This window comes from Streptomyces sp. NBC_01235 (genome assembly GCF_035989285.1).
Classification (GTDB): domain Bacteria; phylum Actinomycetota; class Actinomycetes; order Streptomycetales; family Streptomycetaceae; genus Streptomyces.
On record NZ_CP108513.1, the window covers coordinates 8,145,744 to 8,168,936 of the forward strand.

Sequence of the window (23,193 nt, forward strand, 5' to 3'; positions counted from 1 at the left end):
TATTACAGGAGGGGCACGGTTCCTTCCCCGCCCCCAAGAACCGTGTCCTCAGGCGCGGGTCGCCCACACGTAGCGGTGTTCCGGGCGGCCCGCGTCGCCGTATTTCAGGGTCAGCCGGGCCCGTCCCGTGCGCTCCAGGAGCTTCAGGTAGCGCTGGGCGGTCTGCCGGCTCACCCCGGTCCGGTCGGCGATCTCCTGGGCCGAAAGGGGACCTTCCGCGTTCATCAGTGACTGGCGCACGAGTTCGGCGGTGGTGGGGGAGTGCCCTTTGGGCAGACCGGGCTCCGAGGGGGCGGACAGCGCGCCGAAGATGCGGTCGACATCGGCCTGTTCGGCCTCGCCGCCGCCGTCCAGCGTGCGGCGCAGGTCGGCGTACGCCTCCAGCTTGGCGCGCAGGCCCGAGAAGGCGAATGGTTTCACCAGGTACTGCAGGGCGCCCTGGCGCATCGCGGCCTGCACCGTCGAGACATCCCGGGCGGCCGTCACCATGATCACGTCGGTCTGGTGGCCGCGTCGGCGCATCTCCTGGACGACCTCCAGACCCGTCTCGTCGGGCAGGTAGTGGTCCAGCAGGACGAGGTCCAGACGGGGCAGCAGCTCCAGCTGGCGCAGCGCGTCGGCCGCGCTGTGGGCCTCGCCGGCGACATGGAAGCCGGGCACCTTCTCGACGTAGGCGGCGTTGACCCGGGCGACCCTGGTGTCGTCGTCCACGACCAGGACCTCGATCATCGCGACTCCTCCTCGACAGCGCTCGTGGCCGGCGCGGCCCATGCGGGTTCCGGGCCGGGTTCCAGGTCGGGCTCGGTCAGTGCCTCGGGCAGGACGACGGTGAACTCGGCGCCCCCGCCGGCCGCCTCGCCGACCGCCGCCCTGCCGCCCTGCCGCTCGGCGAGCCTGCGCACCAGGGAGAGCCCGATGCCGCGCTTGCCGTGCGCCGGCGGCTTCTTCGTGGACCAGCCCTCGGTGAAGATCAGTTCGCGTTGCTCGGCCGGGATGCCGGGGCCGGTGTCCCGCACCCGCAGTACGGCGGTACGGCCGTCCGCGCGCAGTTCGACCTCCACGCGCGCGTGCGGCTTGCCCGCGACGGCGTCGAGCGCGTTGTCCACGAGGTTGCCGACGATCGTGACCAGCCCGCGCGGGTCGATCAGACGGTCGGGCAGCCGGGTGCGGTCGGAGACCCACAGGGCGACACCACGCTCGGCAGCGACGGTCGCCTTGCCGACCAGCAGGGCGGCGAGCAGCGGGTCCTCGATCTTCTCGGTCACCTGCTCCGCGGTGGCCCGGTGATCGCCGACCACCTCCCCGACGAAGTCCACGGCGTCGTCGTACATCTCCAGTTCGAGCAGCCCCAGCAGCGTGTGCATGCGATTGGCGTGCTCGTGGTCCTGAGCACGCAGTGCGTCGATCAGGCCGTGCGTCGAGTCGAGCTCGCGGCCGAGTTGTTCCAGTTCGGTGCGGTCGCGCAGGGTGGCGACGGCGCCGCCGTCGTCGGTCGGCATGCGATTGACGACCAGGACGCGCTGTCCGCGGACGGCGATCAGGTCCGTGCCGGTCACCCGGCCGGCCAGGACGTCGGCCGTACGCCCCTCGCCGAGCGCCTCGTCGGGCGACGCGCCCACGGCCTCGTTCCCGAGGCCGAGGAGGCGCTGGGCCTCGTCGTTGAGCAGCCGGACGCGGCCGGAACGGTCCAGGGCGACGACGCCCTCCCGGATGCCGTGCAGCATCGCCTCGCGCTCGGCGAGCAGTGCCGAGATGTCCGAGAAGGCCAGGTCACGGGTCTGTCGCTGGACCCGTCGGGAGATCAGCCAGGCGGCCAGCGCGCCCACGGCGAGGGCGCCTCCGGCGTAGGCGAACAGGCCGGGGATCGCGTGGATCAGGCGGGCCCGCACGCTGTCGTACTCGATGCCGACCGAAACCGCTCCGATGATCCTGCCGTCGCTGTCGCGCAGGGGCACCTTGCCGCGGGCCGAGCGGCCCAGGGTACCGCTGTCGATCTCCATGACGTCCTGGCCGGCCAGGGCCTTGCTCGGGGACGTCGAGACATGGCCGCCGACCTCCTCGGGCTCGCGGTGCGACCAGCGCGTGCCCTTCAGGTCCATCACCACGACGTACTCTGCGCCGCTGGCCTTGCGGATCCGCTCGGCCTCCCGCTGCACCGGTCCGTCGACCGACGGCCGCGTGCTCTGGAGGTCCTCGGCGATCTGCGGCACCGCAGCGGTGGTCTGCGCGATGGCGAGGGCGCGGCGCATCGCCTGGTCGTCCAGCTGATTGCTGAGCGGGGCGAGGAACAGTCCGGTCGCGAGCACCACGACGCCCGCGGCGATCGCCAGCTGCATGAGCAGAAGCTGCGAGAACATGCGCCGCGGCATTCCGAGGCGCAGGCGACGGGCGGGGGGAGTGGGGCTCATACCCAAGACGGTACGTGGGTGGACCGGTGCAGCCGTAGGGGTGGGTGGTGTGGATCTCTTGACCGGGTCAAGAGGAAACGGTTCTGTCGTGTCCGCGTGGGGCGCGGTCGAGCCGTGTTCGGGGGCGTGTCAGACCGCCGGCGCCGCCCCCGCCAGTTCACGCACCGCGACCACATCCATCCGCGCAGGTGAACCGAGGACCGATGTGCCACAGCTTTCCGGCCGGGGCGGCTGGGAGTCGCCCTGGACCACGTCGACCTGCCAGTGGCGTCCGTCGGTGTGCGCGACGGTCACTTCCCAGCGCGGTGCGCCGCCGGTGGTCCGCACGACGCTCAGCGCCTCCGCCGCGTCTTCCCCGATGGCCGCGCGCACCGCCAGCTCCGCGGCCTGACCGGGCCGCTCCCAGGCCGAACTCCCGCGGCACCCCTCCACGACGATCCGCCCCTCCTGGACGCCGTGCAGGACCTCCTTGACCGTGTGGGCCTCGGCACGGCCGTACGCGTACCCGTGCGGCAGGACGAGCAGGGTGGGGGAGAAGCGATGGCCCCCCAGATGGGTGACCTCCCAGGTGCCCCGCACCCCGGAGGCGGCGAGTTCCGCGGCGAGCGGTCGGCCGAGGAGCGCGCAGCAGCGGTCGCGCTTGCCGTTGGTGCAGACGAGGGCGAGCGGGTCGCCGGCGTGGGGCCGGCCCCGCAGCGCCCTGTCGAACGTGTGGTGGTCGCCCAGGCCGAGCGCGGCGAAGTCGAGGTCCAGCAGTTGCCGGGGGTCGTGGGTCGTGGCGCTGTGCAGCCACACCCTGCCGGGCACGGTGTGCGCCGCGTACACCTGTCGCAGGCGCGGTGCGCCGACGTCCGCGTGGCGTCCGGGACGCCGGATGAGCGCGACGCGTACGCCCGTGCCCTGCGCGGCGGTCTCCAGGGCGCGGCCGAGGACGGGATCCAGGTGGCTCGAAACCAGCGCTTTCGCACCCCAGGGCCCGGGCTGTTCCAGGAGGAGCCAGGTTGTCGCCGTGGCCGCGGTTCCGGAAATGGGCTCGCCGAGGTCCCGCGAGACGGTCGCGCACGTACTCACAGAGGTGAGCCTAACCTGACTTGACGCAGGGCGACTTCCGGACGAGGCCCGACCGGGGCATGTGTCCAGCCCCACGGGTACGCGTGCGCGTGCCCGTGGGGGGCGTTGCGCCTGTTCGGGGCTCGTCCGGATGGCACCGGGGACCCGTTCATGCTCGGGCTCGGGTCTATTCCGGCATGGGCTGGGGTGGCTTCGGGCCCACATAGTGTCCGCTCGGGCGCATCCGCAGGGGGCGTTCGCCGTACTCCTCCAGGGCGTGGGCGATCCAGCCCGCCGTACGGGCCACGGCGAAGATCGTCTCGCCGGCCGAGGCCTCCATCCCGCAGGACACCGTGAGGACGGCCAGCGCCAGGTCCACGTTGGCGTGCAGCGGCGCGTGACGGGCGGTCGTGGCGACGATGTCCCGGGCCGCGGCGAGGGCGGGCGCGGCTTCGGGGATGTCGTCCAGGAGGGCGAACAGTGCACGCGCGCGTGGGTCCTCGCCGGGGTAGAGCCGGTGGCCCAGGCCCGGGACGCGGCGGCCGGCCCGCAGCTCCTCCGCGATCACGGGGGCGGCGCTGCCGAGGTCGAGCACCTCGAGCAGCATGCGGTGGGCGAGCCCGGAGGCCGCGCCGTGCAGGGGTCCCTCGATCACGCCGAGCCCGGCGGAGACGGCCGCGTAGGCGTGCGCGCGGGCCGAGGCGGCGACGCGCACCGCGAGCGTCGACGCGGCCAGATCGTGGTCGACGAGCAGGCCGAGTGCCGTGTCGAGGGCGCGCAGCTGGGCCTTTTCGGCGGGGCGTCCGCTGAGCCGTCCCCACAGGCGAAGGGCGAGGGAGCCCTCGTCGCGGTGGGTGGGCCGCTTCGGGGGCAGGGCGGCGACGAGGGTCGGGATCAGGATGCGCGCGGTGCCGAGCACGGAGTCCTCGGACAGGTCGAACCGCAGCGGGTCCGCGGCCGCTGCGGCGACGGCGGCCACCCGCAACCGGTCGGTGGGGCCTGTGTGTTCGGGCAGTGCCTCGACGACCCGGCGGGCGGCCGCGACGGAGGCCTCGGGCGCGGTGAAGGTGATGCCGGGGCGCAGCCGGCCGGTCCAGAGCCACTCGGTGATCTCTTCGTAGGAGTGCCGGCCGGCCAGTTCGACCGCGTCGACGCCCCGGAAGTAGTAGCGGTCCTTGTCGATGAACGTGACGTGCGTGCGTACGGACAGCTCCGCCCCGGACCCCGGACTCCCGCTGCTCTCCCGCCTGTTGCGCCGCGCGAGCGCCTCGACCTCCTTGGCGTCGAAGGTGCTGCCCCGGCCGCCGGGCGTGCGCCTGCTGCTCAGCTGGCCGCGGCTGACGTACGCGTACACGGTCTCGGGCTTCACGCCCAGCAACTCGGCGGCTTCCTTGGTGCTCAGCCGTCGTTCGGGGTGGCCTGGGCCGGGTTCGTGATCGCGCATGGGGTCACCGTATCCACAAGACATGTGTATTGATTCAATCAATATTGACAGAGATTGAGTCAAGCATGGACAGTTGAATCAAGTCCAGGGAGGAAACATGTCCGTCAACATGGCCCCAACCACATGCCTCGACGTGCCGCGGGGACTCGCGGGTGTCGTCGTCGCCGACACAGAGGTCGGCGACGTCCGGGGACGGGAGGGCTTCTACCACTACCGCCAGTACTCCGCCGTGGACCTCGCGCGCACCCGCCGCTTCGAGGACGTCTGGCATCTCCTGGTCCACGGCGACCTGCCGGACGCGCGACGGAGCGCGGAGTTCGCCGCCGAGACCGCGGCGCTACGGCGCCTGCCGGACGAAGTGGCCGCCGCGCTGCCTGCCGTCGCGGCCGGTGCGGACGCGAACCCGCTCGCCGGGATGCGGACGGCGCTGTCCCTGCTCGGCGCGGCGAAGGACTTCCGACCGGTGTACGACATCGACACGGACCGGCGCCGCGAGGACACGGTGGTGGCGGCCGCGGCCGTACCGACGCTGCTCACCGCGCTGTACCGGCTGGGGCGTGGGTTCGACCCCGTCGAGCCGCGCGAGGACCTGTCGTACGCGGCGAACTACCTGTACATGTTGACCGGAGCCGAGCCCGATCCGGAGCGCGCCCGGGCCGTGGAGCAATACTTGGTCTCGACCATTGATCACGGCTTCAACGCGTCAACCTTCACGGCGAGGGTCATCGCCTCGACCGGAGCGGACGTGGCCGCGTGCCTCGTAGGGGCGGTGGGGGCACTGTCAGGGCCGCTGCACGGCGGCGCGCCCAGCCGCGCCCTGGACACCCTTGACGCGATCGGTACTCCCGACCGCATCGACTCCTGGATCCGTGAGCGCGTCCTGGCCGGTGAGCGCGTCATGGGCTTCGGTCACGCCGTCTACCGCACGGAGGACCCGCGTTCGCGCATGCTCCGCGAGATCGCCCTGCGTTTCGGGGGCCCGCGAGTCGAGTTCGCCGTCGAGGTCGAGCGACACGTCGAGGCCATCCTCGCCGAGCTGAAGCAGGGCCGGGAACTGCACACGAACGTGGAGTTCTACGCCGGCGTGGTCATGGAACTGTGCGGGCTGCCCCGGGAGATGTTCACCCCGACCTTCGCGGCGGCGCGGGTGGTGGGCTGGAGCGCCAACATCCTGGAGCAGGCGGAGGACTCGAAGATCATCCGCCCGGTGGCGCGGTATGTGGGGCCGGGAGCGCCGGTGAACGTGCCGGCCGTGGCCTGAGTGGGTTCCGTTCGAAGTGCAGGGGAACAAGATAGAGGCCCGGCATCGCGTGGGGGCGAGCCGGGCCGTATTTCTCGGGAGGGTCTAGAAGTCCGGAATATCGGCCTTCGCGCGAAGGAGGGTCTCCCGCGTGATGACGACAATGCGCTCGTGGCTGCCCCGTGAAGCGTCGGAGGGGAGGTCGGGGTCCAGTGAATTCGTGGCGTCCGTGCCGATGACCGCGAAATTGCCGTCGGCAAGTTCGAAGATATCGGGGCAATTAGCTCCGCTCACGCTCCCCCGAGCGCGCGGAGATGCACCGATGCGACGAATGATCTGGCTCACTGTTGATTCCCTTGGGTCCGTTGGCTTGCGCACGACGACTACGCGGTGCAAGGCGGGCCCTGTGGGGTGCGCTCGTCATCCGGCGGCGTAGGCGACGATGTGGTGGGGTCCTCTACGCGATCAAGCGCGAGTCAACCTCCTGACATCACGCTCAACTCCCAACTTCACCTGTTCGTTATGGGCCGAGGGTGTGAACTCCGGCAACGGGGAGCGCGGCCCGGCGCGTGAGCCCTCGCCCTGCGCAGTGCGCCGAGCGCGCCGCACTCACGGGCTCGGCGGCTCACCCACCACCCACCACTCGTCCGTGTCCGACTCCTCGAGTTGTGTCAGGAGTTCGTCCACCATGCGTCCGAGTTCCGCCTCGTCCGAACCGTCGGCAATGGTGGCCCGTTGGTGTCTCGTCGCGTACCAGTACTCCCGTACGACAGGGTTCTGCAGAATGCCCCGGATGTACCCGAAGAACTCTTCGCGGGAGATATTGCCGATCCGGTAATAAAACAGTGCGTTCGTGTAGAGGGCGTTCGCGTAGAGGTACTGGCGCCGCTGCTTGGTGGAAACAGGTGCCTCGAAGAGGTCCAGTACTTCCGCCAGTTCGGGGTCATCGATGGCTTTGCTCAGCAATTCCCAGTGGAGGCGCTGCTGGTTGGCCAGGTTGGTGTGCTGTTGGGAGTGGGCGGTCCGTTCCAGGTGCTCCACTCGCACGCGGAGTGCCTCCAGCGCATGGCGCTGTGTCGCCATGGTGACGAGGGCACCCGCGGCCATGCCGACGGCCGCCGCGGCGGCCGCACCGAGTCCGCGTACCCCAAACCTCTGTGTGGCCATGTCGAAAACCCCCGATCAGGCGGCCGAGCGCCGGTCGTCGGGGTGCGGGTAGACGTGACGGGGACCGGCGAGCGGTGGGCGGCGCTTGCCGTCTCCCAGAGTGCCGAGCGGCTCTGACCGGCGGGGGAGGCGGAGGGGAGGCGCACGGAGGGAAGCGAGGGTCGCACGCCGGGGCGCCTTGCCAGACGTCTGCCCCGCAAGCGCTGCTAACAATCGTTCACTACGCGGTGATTCTCACGGCTCGTATCCTGGGGCCGCATTCCATCCCCGTGCGTGCGCCGGGCCGTGAGCCGGTGCACGCGTAGGTGTCAGAGAGGTCGCACGTGTCGCAGAGCCGCAGCCCGCAGCAGATCCCGGTCGTCGTACTCGCCGGATTCCTCGGCTCCGGCAAGACGACCCTGCTCAACCATCTCCTGCATCGCAGCGGCGGCAGCCGAATCGGCGCGATCGTGAACGACTTCGGCGCCATCGAGATCGACGCCATGGCGGTGGCCGGCGCGCTCGGCGACTCCACCGTCTCCCTCGGCAACGGCTGCCTGTGCTGCGCCGTCGACGCCAGTGAACTCGACGTCTACCTCGAACGGCTCGCCGCGCCGGCCGCCGGCATCGACGTCATCGTCATCGAGGCCAGCGGCCTCGCCGAGCCCCAGGAACTCGTGCGGATGGTGCTCGCCAGCGAGCATCCCGGCATCGTCTACGGCGGGCTCGTCGAGGTCGTCGACGCCGCCGAGTACGACGAGACCCGGGTGAAGCATCCCGAGCTCGACCGGCACCTCGCCCTCGCCGACCTCGTCGTGGTGAACAAACTCGACCGCGTGTCCGACGCCGACCGCGTCCTGGGGCTCGTCCGGTCCCTCACCGACCGGGCCGCCGTCGTCCCCGCCACCTACGGCCGCATCGACCCCGAGTTCCTCTTCGACTGTCGGCCGAGCGAGGAGCGCGTCGGACAGCTCTCCTTCGACGACCTGCACGACCACAGCGGGGACGATCGCACCGATCACCTCCACACGGCCTACGACAGCCTCTCCGTCACCTCCGAGGTGCCCCTCCACCCGCGCCGGTTGATGGAGTTCCTCGACAGCCGGCCCGAGGGGCTGTACCGGATCAAGGGGTACGTCGACTTCGGCCCGCACGATCCGGCAAACCGGTACGCCGTGCACGCCGTCGGGCGCTTCCTCCGCTTCTACCCGGAGCCCTGGACGGCCGCGGACGCCCGTCTGACCCGGCTCGTCCTCATCGGCTCCGGCATCGACACCGCCGCCCTCGGCAAGGAGATCGAGGCGTCCAAGAACGACGCCCCACACGCCGACGAGCGCGGCATGTGGGGCGTCCTGCGCTACGTACAGGACCCCGACGACGAGGCCTTTCACGAGGCCGAGGCCGAGGCCGAAGTCGAGGCCGAAGCCGGTGGCTGAGGCCTAGACCGGCCCCGCCACCACCGAGACCGTCTTCGACAGGGACACGCCCGAGCCGTCACGGCGCGGGTCGATCTCCGGCAGCTCGGCCGGCAGGCCGTTCTTCTGCGCCGCCTTGGCGGGGACGGGGCCCGCCCAGGCCAGGGACAGGCAGTCCTCGCCCTTCAGGAACCGCTGGCAGCGCACACCGCCGGTGGCGCGGCCCTTGCGCGGATACTGGTCGAAGGGGGTGAGCTTGGCTGTCGTCTGGACGGAGTCGTCAAGGGTTCCGCGCGAGCCCGCGATCGTGAAGACCACCGCGTCCACCGCGGGGTCCACGGCCGTGAACGAGATCACCTTCGCGCCCTCGGTGAGCTTGATGCCCGCCATACCGCCCGCGGCACGGCCCTGCGGGCGCACCTGCGAGGCCTGGTAGCGCAGCAGCTGGGCGTCGTCGGTGATGAAGACCAGGTCCTCCTCGCCGGTGGTCAGCTCGACGGCGCCGACGATCCGGTCGCCCTCCTTGAGGGTGATGACCTCCAGCTCGTCCTTGTTGGTCGGGTAGTCGGGCACGACCCGCTTGACGACACCCTGTTCCGTGCCGAGCGCCAGGCCCGGGGACGACTCGTCGAGCGTGGCCAGGCAGACCACCGTCTCGTCGCCCTCCAGGGAGACGAACTCCGCAAGCGGGGCACCGCCCGAGAGGTTCGGCGCCGCCGCTGTGTCCGGGAGCTGCGGCAGGTCGACGACGTTGATCCGCAGCAGCCGGCCCGAGGAGGTGACCGCGCCGATCTCCCCGCGCGCGGTGGCCGGTACCGCCGAGACGATCACATCGTGCTTGGTGCGCCGGCCGTCCGCGTCCTCGGTGTCCTCCCCGAAGGGCTCGCCGTTCGCCGTGCGGGCCAGCAGGCCCGTGGAGGACAGCAGGACGCGGCACGGGTCGTCCGCGACCTGGAGCGGCACGGCGGTGGCCGTGGTGCCCGACGATTCCAGCAGGACGGTACGGCGGTCGGTGCCGAACTTCTTCGCCACCGCCGCCAGTTCGGCCGAGACCAGCTTGCGCAGCTCCGCGTCCGAGTCCAGGATCCGGGTCAGCTCGGCGATCTCCGCGTTGAGCTTCTCCTTCTCCGCCTCCAGCTCGATGCGGTCGAACCTGGTGAGCCGGCGCAGGGGGGTGTCCAGGATGTACTGGGTCTGGATCTCCGACAGCGAGAAGCGCTCGATCAGGCGCTCCTTCGCCTGCGCGCTGTTGTCGCTGGACCGGATCAGCCGGATGACCTCGTCGATGTCGACGAGTGCCGTCAGCAGGCCCTCCACCAGGTGCAGCCGGTCGCGGCGCTTGCTGCGGCGGAACTCGCTGCGGCGGCGCACGACGTTGAAGCGGTGGTCGAGGTAGACCTCCAGGAGCTCCTTGAGGCCCAGCGTGAGCGGCTGGCCGTCGACCAGCGCCACGTTGTTGATGCCGAAGGACTCCTCCATCGGCGTCAGCTTGTAGAGCTGCTCCAGGACCGCCTCCGGCACGAAGCCGTTCTTGATCTCGATGACCAGCCGCAGGCCGTGCGCGCGGTCGGTGAGGTCCTTGACGTCGGCGATGCCCTGGATCTTCTTCGAGCCGACCAGGTCCTTGATCTTGGCGATGACCTTCTCGGGGCCGACGGTGAAGGGCAGTTCGGTGATGACCAGGCCCTTGCGGCGCGCCGTCACGGTCTCCACCGAGACCGTGGCACGGATCTTGAAGGTGCCGCGGCCGCTCTCGTAGGCGTCCCGGATGCCGGAGAGGCCGACGATCCGGCCGCCGGTGGGCAGGTCGGGGCCCGGAACGTACTTCATCAGGGCGTCGAGATCCGCCCCGGGGTAGCGGATCAGATGGCGGGCGGCCGCGATGACCTCGCCCAGGTTGTGCGGCGGCATGTTCGTGGCCATGCCGACCGCGATCCCGGACGAGCCGTTGACCAGCAGGTTCGGGAAGGCGGCGGGCAGCGCCACCGGCTCCTGCTCCTGGCCGTCGTAGTTGGGCGTGAAGTCGACCGTGTCCTCGTCGATCGACTCGGTCATCAGACTCGTCGCCTCGGCCTGGCGGCACTCGGTGTACCGCATGGCCGCCGGCGGGTCGTCGTTGCCCAGCGAGCCGAAGTTGCCGTGGCCGTCGACCAGTGGCACGCGCATGGAGAAGGGCTGGGCCATGCGCACCAGGGCGTCGTAGATCGACGCGTCGCCGTGCGGGTGCAGCTTGCCCATGACCTCGCCGACGACACGGGCGCACTTCACATAACCGCGCTCCGGGCGCAGGCCCATCTCGTTCATCTGGTAGACGATGCGGCGGTGCACCGGCTTCAGGCCGTCGCGGGCGTCCGGCAGGGCGCGGGAATAGATGACCGAGTACGCGTACTCGAGGAAGGAGCCCTGCATCTCGTCGACGACGTCGATGTCGAGGATCCGCTCCTCGTACGAGTCGTCGGGCGGCGGGGTCTTCGTGCTGCGGCGGGCCATCGCTGCCGGCTCCTTGCTGGGGCGTGTGACGGGATCTGACGCGGACCATTGTGGACCGTGCCACTGACAGCGCGGGCGAGGACCTGGCGTGGGCCGTCCTGCCCCGCACGCAGAGGCACCTCCTCCACGGCTGTCCGCAGGCTACGCGATCTCGCTCTCGGCGTACGCCCTGCGGGAACTTCGCCGACCGTCCGCACGCTTGCATACAGTGGCAGGACCGGCAGGAAAACCGCGGTTTCACACGACCGCGTCCGCGATCGGAAGGGACGTACATGCCCATGGGTCACACGGCCACAGCCCAGGCAGGCTCCGGGGGCCTGACAGCGACCGAGCACCGCCTGGCCAACGGCCTGCGCGTGGTGCTCTCGGAGGATCACCTGACCCCGGTCGCGGCGGTGTGCCTCTGGTACGACGTCGGTTCACGGCACGAAGTCAAGGGTCGTACCGGCCTTGCTCACCTTTTCGAGCACCTGATGTTCCAGGGCTCCGGACAGGTCAAGGGCAACGGCCACTTCGAGCTGGTCCAGGGCGCGGGCGGCTCGCTCAACGGCACCACCAGCTTCGAGCGCACCAACTACTTCGAGACCATGCCCGCCCACCAGCTGGAGCTCGCCCTCTGGCTGGAGGCCGACCGCATGGGCTCCCTGCTCGCCGCCCTCGACGACGAGTCGATGGAGAACCAGCGCGACGTCGTCAAGAACGAGCGCCGCCAGCGCTACGACAACGTCCCCTACGGCACGGCCTTCGAGAAGCTGACGGCCCTCGCCTACCCGGACGGCCACCCCTACCACCACACGCCGATCGGCTCGATGGCCGACCTGGACGCGGCGACCCTGGAAGACGCGCGCGCGTTCTTCCGGACGTACTACGCGCCCAACAACGCGGTCCTGTCCGTGGTCGGCGACATCGACCCCGAGGAGACCCTCGCCTGGGTCGAGAAGTACTTCGGCTCGATCCCGGGCCACGACGGCAAGCCCGCGCCCCGTGACGGCGCGCTGCCGGACGTGATCGGCGAGCAGCTGCGCGAGATCGTCGAGGAGGAGGTTCCGGCCCGCGCCCTGATGGCCGCCTACCGGCTGCCCGAGGACGGCACGCGCGCGTGCGACGCCGTCGACCTGGCGCTCACCATCCTGGGCGGCGGCGAGTCCTCCCGCCTCTACAACCGGCTGGTGCGCCGCGACCGCACGGCCGTGGCGGCCGGCTTCGGCCTGCTGCGGCTCGCCGGTGCGCCCTCCCTGGGCTGGCTGGACGTGAAGACGTCCGGTGACGTCGAGGTGCCCGTCATCGAGACCGCCATCGACGAGGAGCTCGCCCGGTTCGCCGAGGAGGGCCCCACGGCCGAGGAAATGGAACGCGCCCAGGCCCAGTTGGAGCGCGAGTGGCTCGACCGGCTCGGCACGGTCGCCGGCCGCGCCGACGAACTGTGCCGCTACGCCGTCCTGTTCGGCGACCCGCAGCTCGCCCTGACCGCCGTCCAGCGCGTGCTGGACGTGACGCCCGAGGAGGTGCAGGAGGTCGCCACGGCACGCCTGCGCCCCGACAACCGCGCGGTGCTCGTCTACGAGCCGACCGCCGCCGAAGCCCCCGCCGACCAGGACGAGAACGAGGAGGCGGCCCGGTGACCGAGCTCGCCACGATGGACTTCCACCCCCAGCCCCGGGCGGGCGAGGCCAAGCCGTGGGCGTTCCCGGCGCCCGAGCGGGCCGCGCTGGGCAACGGCCTGACCGTCCTGCACTGCCATCGCCCCGGTCAGCAGGTCGTCGCCGTCGAGATCCTCCTCGACGCGCCCCTGGACGCCGAACCTGCCGACCTCGACGGCGTCGCCACGATCATGGCGCGCGCCTTCTCCGAGGGCACCGACAAGCACTCCGCCGAGGAGTTCGCCGCCGAGCTGGAGCGCTGCGGCGCCACTCTGGACGCGCACGCCGACCACCCCGGCGTCCGCCTCAGCCTCGAAGTGCCGGCCTCGCGCCTGCCCAAGGGCCTCGGCCTGCTCGCCGACGCCCTCAGGGCGCCCGCGTTCGCCGACAGCGAGGTCGAGCGCCTCGTCCGCAACCGCCTGGACGAGATCCCGCACGAGCTGGCCAACCCCTCCCGGCGCGCCGCCAAGGAGCTCTCCAAGGAGCTGTTCCCCGCCACCGCGCGCATGTCGCGCCCACGTCAGGGCACAGCGGAGACGGTCGAGAAGATCGACTCCGCTGCCGTGCGGGCCTTCTACGAGACGCACGTGCGCCCCGCCACGGCCACCGCCGTGGTCGTCGGCGACCTCACCGGGGTCGACCTGGACGGGCTCCTCGGCGACACCCTGGGCGCCTGGACGGGCTCGACGGCCCAGCCGCGGCCCGTGCCGCCGGTGACCGCCGACGACACCGGCCGGGTCGTCATCGTGGACCGCCCCGGCGCCGTCCAGACGCAGCTGCTGATCGGCCGGATCGGCGCCGACCGGCACGACCGCGTGTGGCCCGCGCAGGTGCTCGGCACGTACTGCCTCGGCGGTACCCTCACCTCCCGCCTGGACCGCGTCCTGCGCGAGGAGAAGGGCTACACCTACGGTGTCCGGGCCTTCGGACAGGTCCTGCGGTCCGCGCCGGACGGGTCGGGCGCCGCGATGCTCGCCATCAGCGGCTCCGTGGACACCCCGAACACCGGTCCCGCTCTGGAGGACCTCTGGAAGGTGCTGCGCACCCTCGCCGCCGAGGGCCTGACCGACGCCGAGCGTGATGTCGCCGTGCAGAACCTGGTCGGGGTGGCACCGCTGAAGTTCGAGACCGCCGCGGCCGTCGCGGGCACGCTGGCCGACCAGGTCGAGCAGCACCTGCCCGACGACTACCAGGCGACGCTGTACCAGCAGCTCGCCGCGACCGGCACGGTGGAGGCCACCGCGGCGGCCGTGAACGCCTTCCCCGTGGACCGACTGGTGACCGTCCTCGTCGGTGACGCGGCTCAGATCAAGGAGCCGGTGGAGGCCCTCGGCATCGGCGAGGTGAAGGTCGTGCCCGCCGAGTAGGCGGAGTTGGCGAGATGGACGCGGGCAACGGCCCGCGCGCGTAGGGGCCCTGGTCGACGGAGACGTCACCAGGGCCTCTGGGTGTCCGAATTGAGGCGGAGGTTGCCTGTCTGCCCTGTGGGATGCGCTACAAAAACCATGATTCGTTTGAGGATTGAAAGCCGCCCCGCTTAGCGTCATCCGGGCTGTTCGTCAGGCAGTGCGCCGCAGCCGCGGCACCGGACAGTCATCGCCGAGTCCCCGTACGGCGCGAGCCAGGGGAGCCGGGGACCCTCCCTCCTGTCGCCGTCTTCGCGGCTGGAGGGGCCCAGAAGTCCCTGGGGTGAATCGGACGCCCGCGCGAGTCGCGAGGGGGTCCGTAGGAGACCTTCCTGCTCCGAACCCGTCAGCTAACCCGGTAGGCGAGAGGGAAGGAAAGGACACCCCCAACTTCATGGCGTTCACCTGCGCCACCGGGAAGCACCGTCGGCCCAGCCGGATGCAGCGCACCACCACGCGCGCGGCCGGCGTCGCGGCGCTCACCACCACCGGTGTCATGGCCACCGTCGCCTCCGCTCCGGCCTTCGCCGCCGAGCCCGCTCCCGAGCAGACCGGGCTGATCCCCGTCGTCACGGCCGGCGAGGCCGTCGCCGAGCAGATCGGCGACCAGGTCGCCGTGCAGAAGAAGGCCGCCTACGAGGAGGCCGCGCGCGAGGCGGCCGCCAAGAAGGCCGTGGAGGAGCGCGAGGCACGCGTGCGTGCCGCCCGCGAGGCCGAGCGCAAGCGGCTCAACGCCTTCGTGCTGCCGATCACCGGTTCCTACGTCTCCACCGGCTACCACGCCAGCAGCTCGCTGTGGTCCTCCGGCAGCCACACCGGCATCGACTTCCACGCCGCGACCGGCACCACGGTGCACGCGGTCGGCCTGGGCACCGTCGTCGAGGCCGGCTGGGGCGGGTCCTACGGCAACCAGGTGGTCATCAAGATGAACGACGGCACCTACACCCAGTACGGTCACCTGTCGTCCATCGGCGTCTCGGTGGGCCAGCAGGTCACCCCCGGCCAGCAGATCGGCCTGTCCGGCGCCACCGGCAACGTCACCGGCCCGCATCTGCACTTCGAGGCCCGCACGACCGCGGAGTACGGCTCGGACATCGACCCGGTCGCCTACCTCCGCAGCCACGGCGTGAACGTCTGACGACGCACGGCGACAGATCGTCCAGCCCCGGCCCTCCCGGCCGGGGCTTTCGCCGTTTCGGATGCCCTGCTGTCCAAAAAATATCCATGGATTCCGACCCGCCATCGGAAATTCCCGCTCATTGCAATAGAGTCACGGAACACACGTCAATCGTCGACGTTTCACGGGGATTAAGGCGGAGGTCCGTCATGCGTATTCCGGCGCACTCGGTGTGCACGGCCATCCGGGACGACATCGTCGCGGGTGTCTACGAGCGCGGCAGCCGCCTCACGGAGGAACTCCTCGCCCGCCGCTACGGCGTTTCCCGCGTCCCGGTCCGGGAGGCGCTGCGCACGCTGGAGGCCGAGGGCTTCGTGGTGACGCGGCGGCACGCGGGCGCCTGCGTCGCGGAACCGACCGAGCAGGAGGCGGCCGACCTGCTGGAGATGCGCATGCTCCTGGAGCCGCTGGGTGCCGCTCGGGCGGCCCAGCGGCGCACGGAGGCCCATCTGAAGGTGCTGCGCGGCCTCGTCCGGCTGGGCCAGGAGCGGGCCAGGAGGGGCAACAGCGAGGATCTGCGCTCCTTGGGGGGCTGGTTCCACGAGACGCTCGCCCAGGCCTCCGGAAGCCACGCTCTGACGTCGATGCTCACTCAGTTGCGCCACAAGATCGCCTGGATGTACGCGGTGGAGGCGCCGGCCAACCCCGTGGAGTCCTGGGCGGAGCACGGCGGGATCGTGGACGCGGTGGCACGCGGCGACGGGGAGCGTGCGCGGGCGATCACGGCACTGCACACCGAGCGCACGACGGCCGCGCACCGGCTGCGCTTTTCCGGCGGACAGGAGCGCATCGACCGTGTGAGGACTTCGCAACCTCCCGTAAACATGACGAGCCTGCGGCATTAACACGAGAGCCGTATACAAAGGGGAGATAATTCGCGGGGGATTATTTCTGCTGCCCGTGAACGGGAAATGCGAAGGGCTCGCCCGATAATTCGGACGAGCCCCGCAGCCCTCAATTGTTAAGGGGTTGCTCAGACGGTCTCGGGGAGTTCCTCGAGACCCTCGGCGACCAGCTTCGCCAGACGGTCGAGGGCGGCGTCCGCACCCTCGGCCTCGGAGGCGAGGACGATCTCCTCGCCGCCCTGGGCACCCAGGCCGAGAACGGCCAGCATGGAGGCCGCGTTGACGGGGTTGCCGTCGGCCTTGGCGATCGTCACCGGGATACCTGCGGCCGTGGCGGCCCGGACGAAGATGGAAGCGGGGCGGGCGTGAAGGCCCTCGGCCCAGCCGACGTTGACGCGGCGCTCAGCCATGTGATGCTGCCCTTCAGTGTTCAGGTTGTCTAGACCAGTGTTCCACACGTGAAGCGTGTGAGGGACGGGTCGTCCACGACCCGTCCCGGTGTGGTCGTCGGATCGCGGCCTCGATCCGACGTCCGTCCTCCACAGACTGCCTGGCGCCGTTGTCGTACGCGAGCCGTACTCTGGGCCCCATGCAGAGCGCGTCGGACCGGCACGAGTACCCCGCCCACTGGGAGGCCGACGTGGTGCTGCGCGACGGCGGCACCGCACGCATCCGCCCCATCACCGTTGATGACGCCGAGCGCCTGGTCAGCTTCTACGAGCAGGTCTCGGACGAGTCGAAGTACTACCGCTTCTTCGCGCCCTACCCGCGCCTGTCCGCAAAGGACGTCCACCGCTTCACGCACCACGACTTTGTGGACCGGGTGGGACTCGCGGCCACGGTCGGCGGCGAGTTCATCGCAACCGTACGCTATGACCGCATTGGTGCCGACGGCATGGCCGCCTCCGCGCCCGCCGACGAGGCCGAGGTCGCCTTCCTCGTGCAGGACGCCCACCAGGGGCGCGGTGTCGCCTCCGCGCTCCTCGAACACATCGCGGCCGTGGCACGTGAGCGCGACATCCGCCGATTCGCCGCCGAGGTGCTCCCCGCCAACACCAAGATGATCAAGGTGTTCACGGACGCCGGCTATACCCAGAAGCGCAGCTTCGAGGACGGCGTCGTCCGCCTGGAGTTCGACCTCGAACCCACCGAGCGCTCCCTCGCCGTGCAGCGCGCGCGGGAGCAGCGCGCGGAGGCGCACTCCGTGCGGCGGCTGCTGGCGCCCGGCTCCGTCGCCGTCGTCGGCACCGGCCGCACGCCCGGCGGCGTCGGCCGAAGCGTCCTCGGCAACCTCCAGGAGGCCGGGTTCACCGGCCGCCTGTACGCCGTGAACAAGGCCTTTCCCGAGGATCTGAAGGAGCTCGACGGAGTGCCCGCCCACCGCTCGGTGCGCGACATAGAGGGGCCCGTCGACCTCGCGGTCGTCGCCGTACCGGCCGAGCACGTGCCCGAGGCCGTCGCCGAGTGCGGCGAGCACGGTGTGCAGGGACTCGTCGTCCTCTCCGCCGGCTACGCCGAGAGCGGCCCCGACGGGCGCGAGCGCCAGCGCGAACTCGTCCGGCACGCACGCGCGTACGGCATGCGGATCATCGGCCCCAACGCCTTCGGGATCATCAACACCTCCCCAGAGGTGCGGCTCAACGCCTCGCTCGCTCCGGAGATGCCGAGGCCCGGCAGGATCGGGCTGTTCGCCCAGTCCGGCGCCATCGGCATCGCCCTGCTGTCCCGCCTCCACCGGCGCGGCGGAGGGGTCACCGGCGTCACCGGTGTGTCCACCTTCGTCTCCTCCGGCAACCGCGCGGACGTCTCCGGCAACGACGTCCTCCAGTACTGGTACGACGACCCCGACACCGATGTCGCCCTCATGTACCTGGAATCCATCGGCAACCCGCGCAAGTTCACCCGCCTCGCCCGGCGCACGGCGGCCGCCAAGCCCCTGGTCGTCGTCCAGGGATCCGGTTCCGCCCCGCAGGGACACGCCGTACGGGCGACGCGGCTGCCGCACGCGACGGTGTCGGCGCTGCTGCGGCAGGCCGGCGTGATCCGCGTGGACACCATCACCGAGCTGGTCGACGCGGGCCTGCTGCTCGCCCGCCAGCCGCTGCCGACGGGACCGCGGGTGGCGATCCTCGGCAACTCCGAGTCGCTGGGCCTGTTGACGTACGACGCCTGCCTCTCCGAGGGACTGCGTCCGCTGCCCCCGCTGGACCTGACGACGGAGGCGTCCGCGGAGGACTTCCACGCGGCGCTCGCGCGGGCGCTCGCCGACGAGACCTGCGACGCGGTGGTCGTGACGGCGATCCCCGCGATCGGGGAGGTGTCGCCGGGGGACGCGGAACTCGCGCAGGCCCTGCGCTCGGCCGCGGCGGCGGCTCCAGCCAAGCCGGTGCTCGTCGTGCACGTGGAACTCGGCGGCCTCGCGGCGGCTCTCTCCGCCGCGGCGAGCACCGCGCCGCGCGCGGAAGCGACCCCACACGCGCGTGCCGCGACGGAAGACACCGGGACCCGACGGCCCGCCGCGGTCGAGGCACCCGAGGGAGCGCACCTCATCCCCGCCTTCCCCGCCGCCGAACGCGCCGTCCGCGCCCTCGCCGAGGCCGTGAAGTACGCCCAGTGGCGGCGCGAGGCGGCCGACCCCGGCAAGGTGCCCGAGTACGAGGACATCGACGAGAAGGGCGCCGCCGAGCTGATCGGCGGGCTCCTCGCGCGCGGGCAGGGCCTCACCCTCGGCACCGACGAGACGTGCGAGCTGCTCGGCCGCTACGGCATCCGCACCCGCCGGGCGATCCCCGCGCCCACCCCGGACGAGGCCGCGCGGGCCGCGGGCGCCCTCGGCTACCCCGTGGCCCTCAAGGCCACCGCCCCGCACCTGCGCCACCGCGCCGACCTGGGCGGCGTACGCCTCGACCTGGCCGACGAGGAGCAACTGCGGCGCGCGTACGCCGAGTTGACCGAGCTCTTCGGGAAGCCGGAGGAGCTCCGTCCGGTCGTCCAGTCGATGGCCCCGCGCGGCGTCGACACGGTCGTCCGCGCCGTCATCGACCCGGCGGCCGGAGCCGTGCTGTCCTTCGGACTCGCCGGGGCCGCCTCGCAGCTGCTGGGGGACATGGCGCACCGGCTGGTCCCGGTCACCGACCGCGACGCGACCTCGCTGATCCGCTCCATCCGGACCGCCCCGCTCCTCTTCGGCTGGCGCGGCTCGACGCCCGTCGACACCCCCGCCCTGGAGGAGCTGTTGCTGCGCGTATCCCGGCTGGTCGACGACCATCCCGAGGTCGTCGCGGTCACCCTGGAGCCGGTCGTCGTCGCCCCGCACGGCCTGAGCGTCCTGGGCGCCTCCGTGCGCCTCGCGCCCCCGCCCGCGCGCGACGATCTCGGACCGAGGACACTGCCGACGTACTGAAGAGATCGCGCCGCAGGCGAATGCCGCCGACCTACGGAAAGCGGCCGTGAGCGGTGCCTCGCAGTCAGTGGGTCCCCGTAGGATGGAGGGCATGGCCAAGACCAGTACGACGACCCAGGGGCTGCGCGCGGCGATCGAGCGCAGCGGCTACTACCCGGCCCTCGTGGCCGAGGCGGTGGAGGCCGCTGTGGGCGGCGAGCCGATCCGGTCGTTCCTGGTCCACCAGGAGACCACGTTCGACCAGAACGAGGTGCGTCGGCATGTGACCGTGCTGGTCCTCACCGGCAACCGCTTCATCGTCAGCCACACCGACGAACAGGCCGCCGACACCACCTCCCCGACGCCGTACGCCACCACGTCGACGGAGTCCGTGAAGCTCGGCCGGATCTCCTCGGTCGTTCTCAGCCGCGTGGTCGCCAACCCGGAGTCGTACGCGCCGGGCACCCTGCCGCGCGAGGTCGTGCTCACCATCGGCTGGGGCGCCGTCTCCCGCATCGACCTGGAGCCGGCCGCCTGCGGCGACCCCAACTGCGACGCCGACCACGGCTACACCGGCAACTCGACGGCGGACGACCTGAGCCTGCGCGTCAGCGAGGCCGGGGACGGCCCGGAGACGGTGCGCCAGGCACTCGCCTTCGCGCAGTCGCTCTCCGAGGCCACTGCGGACGTAACGCGCTGATGGCACAGTCCGCCCCCTGGGACTTCCCCGAGCCGCTCGCCGTCGGCTCCGCCCCCGTCCCCGAGTACGGCTCCGGCTCCCTCGCCGACCTGCTGCCCACACTGGCGGCGGGCATGGGAGTACCCGGCACGACCGCGGCGATCCCGGAACTGACCCCGGCCGACCGCAACTGCGTCTTCCTGATCGACGGCCTCGGCTGGGAGCAGATCAAGGACCACCCCGACGAGGCGCCCTATCTGCACGCCCTCCTCGGCAGCTCGCGCGGCGGCACCGGACGCCCGCTCACCGCCGGCTACCCGGCGACCACCGCGACCTCCCTCGCCTCCGTCGGCACTGGCCTCCCGCCGGGCGCCCACGGCCTGCCCGGCTACACCGTGCGCAACCCGGCCACCGGCGAGCTGATGAACCAGCTCCGCTGGCAGCCGTGGACCGCGCCGGGCGCCTGGCAGCCGTACCCCACGGTCTTCCAGCTCGCCCACGAGGCGGGCGTGCACGCCGCACAGGTGTCGTCCCCGGCGTTCCAGAACACCCCGCTGACCAAGGTCGCGCTCAGCGGCGGAACGTTTCACGGGCGGCTGACCGGCGAGGAGCGCATGGACCTGGCCGCCGAGCAACTCGCCGCGGGCGACCGCTCCCTGGTCTACACGTACTACGCCGAACTGGACGGAGCCGGGCACCGCTACGGTGTCGCCTCCGACACCTGGCGCGGCCAGCTCATGTACGTCGACCGGCTCGTCCAGCGTCTCGCCGAGCAACTCCCGCCGCGCAGCGCGCTCTACGTCACCGCCGACCACGGCATGGTCGACGTGCCCTTCGACGAGGAGCACCGCATCGACTTCGACGCGGACTGGGAGCTGCGCGCCGGGGTCGCCCTGCTGGGCGGAGAGGGCCGCGCCCGCCACGTCTACGCCGTACCGGGCGCTCAGGAGGACGTGCTGACCTGCTGGCGCGAGGTGCTCGGCGAGCAGTTCTGGGTGGCCTCCCGGGACGAGGCGATCGCCGCGGGCTGGTTCGGGCCGAAGATCGACGAGCGGGTGTACGCCCGCCTCGGCGACGTGGTCGCGGCCGCCCGGGACGACGTCGTGATCATCGCCTCCGAGCGGGAGCCCAAGGAGTCGGCGATGGTCGGCAACCACGGCTCGATGACCCCTGCCGAGCAGTTGGTCCCCCTGCTCGAAGTACGCTCCTGAAGGCCCAGAACCGTTTCTCCTCTTGTCTTGCTCTTCCTCCTTCACCTTCACCGAAAGGCGCTCGACTCCCCATGCCCGAGCTGGTGTTCTTCTCCGGAACCATGGACTGCGGGAAGTCGACGCTGGCTCTCCAGATAGAGCACAACCGCTCCGCGCGGGGCCTGCAGGGCATGATCTTCACCCGCGACGACCGTGCGGGCGAGGGCAAGCTGTCCTCCCGCCTCGGCCTGGTCACCGACGCGGTCGAGGTCGAGGACGGCCAGGATCTGTACGCCTACCTTGTCGACCACCTCTCGCAGGGCGGTCGCGCAGACTACGTGATCGCGGACGAGGCGCAGTTCCTGGCCGAGGACCAGATCGATCAGCTCGCGCGCGTGGTGGACGACCTCGACATCGACGTCTACGCCTTCGGTATCACCACCGACTTCCGCTCCAAGTTGTTCCCCGGCTCCCAGCGGCTCGTCGAACTCGCCGACCGCGTCGAGGTCCTCCAGGTCGAGGCCCTGTGCTGGTGTGGCGCCCGCGCCACGCACAACGCCCGCACGGTGGGCGGCGTCATGGTCGTCGAGGGCGCGCAGGTCGTCGTCGGCGACGTCGACCAGGCCGACACGGTCGGCTACGAGGTCCTGTGCCGACGCCACCACCGGCGCCGTATGACTTCGGCGTCGGCTCGGGCGGCCGCCCTGTCGCCGGACGTGCTGCCGGTGCAGCGGGCCTAGGAGCCGCCCCTCACCGCGGCCCCTGGATCAGGGAGAAGCGGGCCCCCTCGGGGTCGGCCACGGTAGCCACGCGCCCGTGCGCGCTGTCCTGGGCCGGCCCGAGGACACGTCCGCCGAGATCGGCGACGCGGGCGAGCGCCACGTCCGTGTCGGCCACCTCGAAGTACGTCGTCCAGTGCGGTCCCCGGTCCCGGGGCAGCGCGGTGCCCACGCCGTGGATGCCGGCGACCGGGCGGCCGGCCACGTGCAGGGTCAGGTAGTCGAAGTCGGCGGACACCACCGACTCCTCCTCCTCGTAGCCGAACACCGTCTCGTAGAACTTGCGGACGCTCGCGGTCTCGTACGTCACCAGTTCGTACCAGGCCGGCGTTCCGGGCACGCCGACGACGGTCGTGCCGACATGGGCGGCCGCCTGCCAGACGCCGAAGACCGCGCCGGAGGGATCGGAGCCGATCGCCAGGCGCCCGGCGTCGGAGGCGTCCAGAGGGCCGACCCCGATCGTGCCGCCGCACAGCCGGACCGTTTCGGCAGTCGTGTCCACGTCGTCCGAAGCGAGATACGGCGTCCAGGCCACGGGGAGGTGGCGGTCCGGGGGGAGTTGGCCGATGCCGGCCACCTCACGGCCGTCGAGCAGTGCTCGCACGTAGGGGCCGAGCTGCTGCGGGCCGGGTTGGAATTGCCAACCGAAAAGCTCACCGTAGAAGTCCTGCGTCGCGGTCAACCCGTGCGCCATCAGACTCACCCAGCAGGGTGTACCGGGCGCGTACCGAGCGCGCGCCGCACCGATCGGGCCGGCCGACCCACCTGCATCGGTCATCGTCTCTCTCTCCTCGGCCCGTCGTGGGGGCCGCGTCGCTTCCGCCCTCGGAGGATGCCTGATGGGGGGTTTCTCGTCGGTTTACGGGCGGTTGTCGCCGTATGTCGATCACCTGTACGGTATG

19 protein-coding genes and 1 riboswitch are annotated in these 23,193 nt (G+C 71.4%); of the genes, 10 read left to right on the top strand and 9 right to left on the bottom strand.

All coding sequences use genetic code 11. The annotated features are described in order from the left end of the window. Positions 1–48 precede the first annotated feature (48 nt). The 4 genes from OG289_RS36705 to OG289_RS36720 all read right to left on the bottom strand — a co-directional run bounded on the left by OG289_RS36705 (position 49) and on the right by OG289_RS36720 (position 4,902). On the bottom strand, positions 49–729 hold the full coding sequence (locus OG289_RS36705) for a response regulator (protein ID WP_327318331.1): 681 nt from the start codon (positions 727–729) through the stop codon (positions 49–51). After that, positions 726–2,408, bottom strand: coding sequence for a sensor histidine kinase (locus OG289_RS36710; protein ID WP_327318332.1), 1,683 nt, complete (start codon positions 2,406–2,408; stop codon positions 726–728). Before OG289_RS36710 ends, OG289_RS36705 begins: the two co-directional genes overlap by 4 nt. A gap of 129 nt (positions 2,409–2,537) precedes the next feature. Continuing rightward, positions 2,538–3,479, bottom strand: a complete 942-nt coding sequence (locus OG289_RS36715) for a sucrase ferredoxin (protein ID WP_327318333.1) — start codon at positions 3,477–3,479, stop codon at positions 2,538–2,540. A 166-nt stretch (positions 3,480–3,645) separates the two neighbouring features. Beyond that, on the bottom strand, positions 3,646–4,902 hold the full coding sequence (locus OG289_RS36720) for a citrate synthase (protein ID WP_327318334.1): 1,257 nt from the start codon (positions 4,900–4,902) through the stop codon (positions 3,646–3,648). A 97-nt stretch (positions 4,903–4,999) separates the two neighbouring features. Between OG289_RS36720 and OG289_RS36725 the strand changes: the two genes are divergently transcribed. Then, positions 5,000–6,163: a citrate synthase/methylcitrate synthase gene (locus OG289_RS36725; RefSeq protein WP_327318335.1), complete on the top strand. Its 1,164-nt coding sequence runs from the start codon at positions 5,000–5,002 to the stop codon at positions 6,161–6,163. 84 nt (positions 6,164–6,247) lie between these two features. Here the strand turns inward: OG289_RS36725 and OG289_RS36730 are convergent, their stop codons facing one another. Both OG289_RS36730 and OG289_RS36735 read right to left on the bottom strand, forming a co-directional pair. Then, positions 6,248–6,487 carry a hypothetical protein gene (locus tag OG289_RS36730; protein ID WP_327318336.1) on the bottom strand — a complete coding sequence of 80 codons (240 nt, stop codon included), beginning with the start codon at positions 6,485–6,487 and terminating at the stop codon, positions 6,248–6,250. Positions 6,488–6,751: 264 nt separating this feature from the next. Further along, positions 6,752–7,309 carry a DUF6082 family protein gene (locus OG289_RS36735; protein ID WP_327318337.1) on the bottom strand — a complete coding sequence of 186 codons (558 nt, stop codon included), beginning with the start codon at positions 7,307–7,309 and terminating at the stop codon, positions 6,752–6,754. Positions 7,310–7,632: 323 nt separating this feature from the next. Here OG289_RS36735 and OG289_RS36740 point away from each other — a divergent pair, with 323 nt between their 5' ends. Then, positions 7,633–8,724, top strand: a complete 1,092-nt coding sequence (locus OG289_RS36740; RefSeq protein WP_327318338.1) for a CobW family GTP-binding protein — start codon at positions 7,633–7,635, stop codon at positions 8,722–8,724. Between the two features lie 3 nt (positions 8,725–8,727). Here the strand turns inward: OG289_RS36740 and OG289_RS36745 are convergent, their stop codons facing one another. Further along, positions 8,728–11,193, bottom strand: a complete 2,466-nt coding sequence (locus OG289_RS36745) for a DNA gyrase/topoisomerase IV subunit A (RefSeq protein WP_327318339.1) — start codon at positions 11,191–11,193, stop codon at positions 8,728–8,730. A gap of 272 nt (positions 11,194–11,465) precedes the next feature. Between OG289_RS36745 and OG289_RS36750 the strand changes: the two genes are divergently transcribed. The 4 genes from OG289_RS36750 (at position 11,466) to OG289_RS36765 (ending at position 16,261) form a co-directional block, all read left to right on the top strand. Further along, a complete protein-coding gene (locus tag OG289_RS36750; protein ID WP_327318340.1) occupies positions 11,466–12,815 on the top strand; it encodes a M16 family metallopeptidase in 1,350 nt (449 codons plus the stop codon). After that, positions 12,812–14,200 (top strand): M16 family metallopeptidase, encoded by a 1,389-nt coding sequence (locus OG289_RS36755; RefSeq protein WP_327318341.1) that lies wholly within the window; start codon positions 12,812–12,814, stop codon positions 14,198–14,200. Before OG289_RS36750 ends, OG289_RS36755 begins: the two co-directional genes overlap by 4 nt. 220 nt (positions 14,201–14,420) lie before the next feature. Next, a riboswitch (cyclic di-AMP (ydaO/yuaA leader) is annotated at positions 14,421–14,619 on the top strand. A 14-nt stretch (positions 14,620–14,633) separates the two neighbouring features. After that, the gene (locus OG289_RS36760; RefSeq protein ID WP_327318342.1) at positions 14,634–15,377 is read left to right on the top strand and encodes a M23 family metallopeptidase; all 744 of its coding nucleotides are present in this window, start codon (positions 14,634–14,636) and stop codon (positions 15,375–15,377) included. A gap of 188 nt (positions 15,378–15,565) precedes the next feature. Continuing rightward, positions 15,566–16,261, top strand: coding sequence for a GntR family transcriptional regulator (locus OG289_RS36765; RefSeq protein WP_327318343.1), 696 nt, complete (start codon positions 15,566–15,568; stop codon positions 16,259–16,261). Positions 16,262–16,389: 128 nt separating this feature from the next. Here OG289_RS36765 and OG289_RS36770 read toward each other — a convergent pair whose 3' ends face one another. Further along, entirely contained in the window at positions 16,390–16,671 is a 282-nt protein-coding gene (locus tag OG289_RS36770) for an HPr family phosphocarrier protein (RefSeq protein ID WP_189262368.1), read from the bottom strand. 179 nt (positions 16,672–16,850) lie between these two features. Here OG289_RS36770 and OG289_RS36775 point away from each other — a divergent pair, with 179 nt between their 5' ends. The 4 genes from OG289_RS36775 to OG289_RS36790 all read left to right on the top strand — a co-directional run bounded on the left by OG289_RS36775 (position 16,851) and on the right by OG289_RS36790 (position 22,252). Then, on the top strand, positions 16,851–19,664 hold the full coding sequence (locus OG289_RS36775; RefSeq protein WP_327318344.1) for a bifunctional acetate--CoA ligase family protein/GNAT family N-acetyltransferase: 2,814 nt from the start codon (positions 16,851–16,853) through the stop codon (positions 19,662–19,664). Positions 19,665–19,746: 82 nt separating this feature from the next. Continuing rightward, positions 19,747–20,343, top strand: a complete 597-nt coding sequence (locus OG289_RS36780; RefSeq protein WP_079659033.1) for a DUF5998 family protein — start codon at positions 19,747–19,749, stop codon at positions 20,341–20,343. Next, positions 20,343–21,533 (top strand): alkaline phosphatase family protein, encoded by a 1,191-nt coding sequence (locus OG289_RS36785; protein WP_327318345.1) that lies wholly within the window; start codon positions 20,343–20,345, stop codon positions 21,531–21,533. Before OG289_RS36780 ends, OG289_RS36785 begins: the two co-directional genes overlap by 1 nt. Before the next feature lie 71 nt (positions 21,534–21,604). Continuing rightward, entirely contained in the window at positions 21,605–22,252 is a 648-nt protein-coding gene (locus tag OG289_RS36790; protein ID WP_327318346.1) for a thymidine kinase, read from the top strand. 10 nt (positions 22,253–22,262) lie between these two features. Here the strand turns inward: OG289_RS36790 and OG289_RS36795 are convergent, their stop codons facing one another. Further along, positions 22,263–23,069, bottom strand: a complete 807-nt coding sequence (locus OG289_RS36795) for a VOC family protein (RefSeq protein WP_327318347.1) — start codon at positions 23,067–23,069, stop codon at positions 22,263–22,265. Between the last annotated feature and the right edge of the window lie 124 nt (positions 23,070–23,193).

What these genes read in the sequence shown, in the direction of transcription:
- OG289_RS36735 (WP_327318337.1), bottom strand. Translation starts at nt 7,309, where the DNA reads ATGGCCACACAGAGGTTTGGGGTACGCGGACTCGGTGCGGCCGCCGCG.
- OG289_RS36720 (WP_327318334.1), bottom strand. Translation starts at nt 4,902, where the DNA reads ATGCGCGATCACGAACCCGGCCCAGGCCACCCCGAACGACGGCTGAGC.
- OG289_RS36750 (WP_327318340.1), top strand. Translation starts at nt 11,466, where the DNA reads ATGCCCATGGGTCACACGGCCACAGCCCAGGCAGGCTCCGGGGGCCTG.
- OG289_RS36770 (WP_189262368.1), bottom strand. Translation starts at nt 16,671, where the DNA reads ATGGCTGAGCGCCGCGTCAACGTCGGCTGGGCCGAGGGCCTTCACGCC.
- OG289_RS36775 (WP_327318344.1), top strand. Translation starts at nt 16,851, where the DNA reads ATGCAGAGCGCGTCGGACCGGCACGAGTACCCCGCCCACTGGGAGGCC.
- OG289_RS36785 (WP_327318345.1), top strand. Translation starts at nt 20,343, where the DNA reads ATGGCACAGTCCGCCCCCTGGGACTTCCCCGAGCCGCTCGCCGTCGGC.
- OG289_RS36705 (WP_327318331.1), bottom strand. Translation starts at nt 729, where the DNA reads ATGATCGAGGTCCTGGTCGTGGACGACGACACCAGGGTCGCCCGGGTC.
- OG289_RS36725 (WP_327318335.1), top strand. Translation starts at nt 5,000, where the DNA reads ATGTCCGTCAACATGGCCCCAACCACATGCCTCGACGTGCCGCGGGGA.
- OG289_RS36760 (WP_327318342.1), top strand. Translation starts at nt 14,634, where the DNA reads ATGGCGTTCACCTGCGCCACCGGGAAGCACCGTCGGCCCAGCCGGATG.
- OG289_RS36765 (WP_327318343.1), top strand. Translation starts at nt 15,566, where the DNA reads ATGCGTATTCCGGCGCACTCGGTGTGCACGGCCATCCGGGACGACATC.
- OG289_RS36795 (WP_327318347.1), bottom strand. Translation starts at nt 23,069, where the DNA reads ATGACCGATGCAGGTGGGTCGGCCGGCCCGATCGGTGCGGCGCGCGCT.
- OG289_RS36745 (WP_327318339.1), bottom strand. Translation starts at nt 11,193, where the DNA reads ATGGCCCGCCGCAGCACGAAGACCCCGCCGCCCGACGACTCGTACGAG.
- OG289_RS36710 (WP_327318332.1), bottom strand. Translation starts at nt 2,408, where the DNA reads ATGAGCCCCACTCCCCCCGCCCGTCGCCTGCGCCTCGGAATGCCGCGG.
- OG289_RS36780 (WP_079659033.1), top strand. Translation starts at nt 19,747, where the DNA reads ATGGAGGGCATGGCCAAGACCAGTACGACGACCCAGGGGCTGCGCGCG.
- OG289_RS36790 (WP_327318346.1), top strand. Translation starts at nt 21,605, where the DNA reads ATGCCCGAGCTGGTGTTCTTCTCCGGAACCATGGACTGCGGGAAGTCG.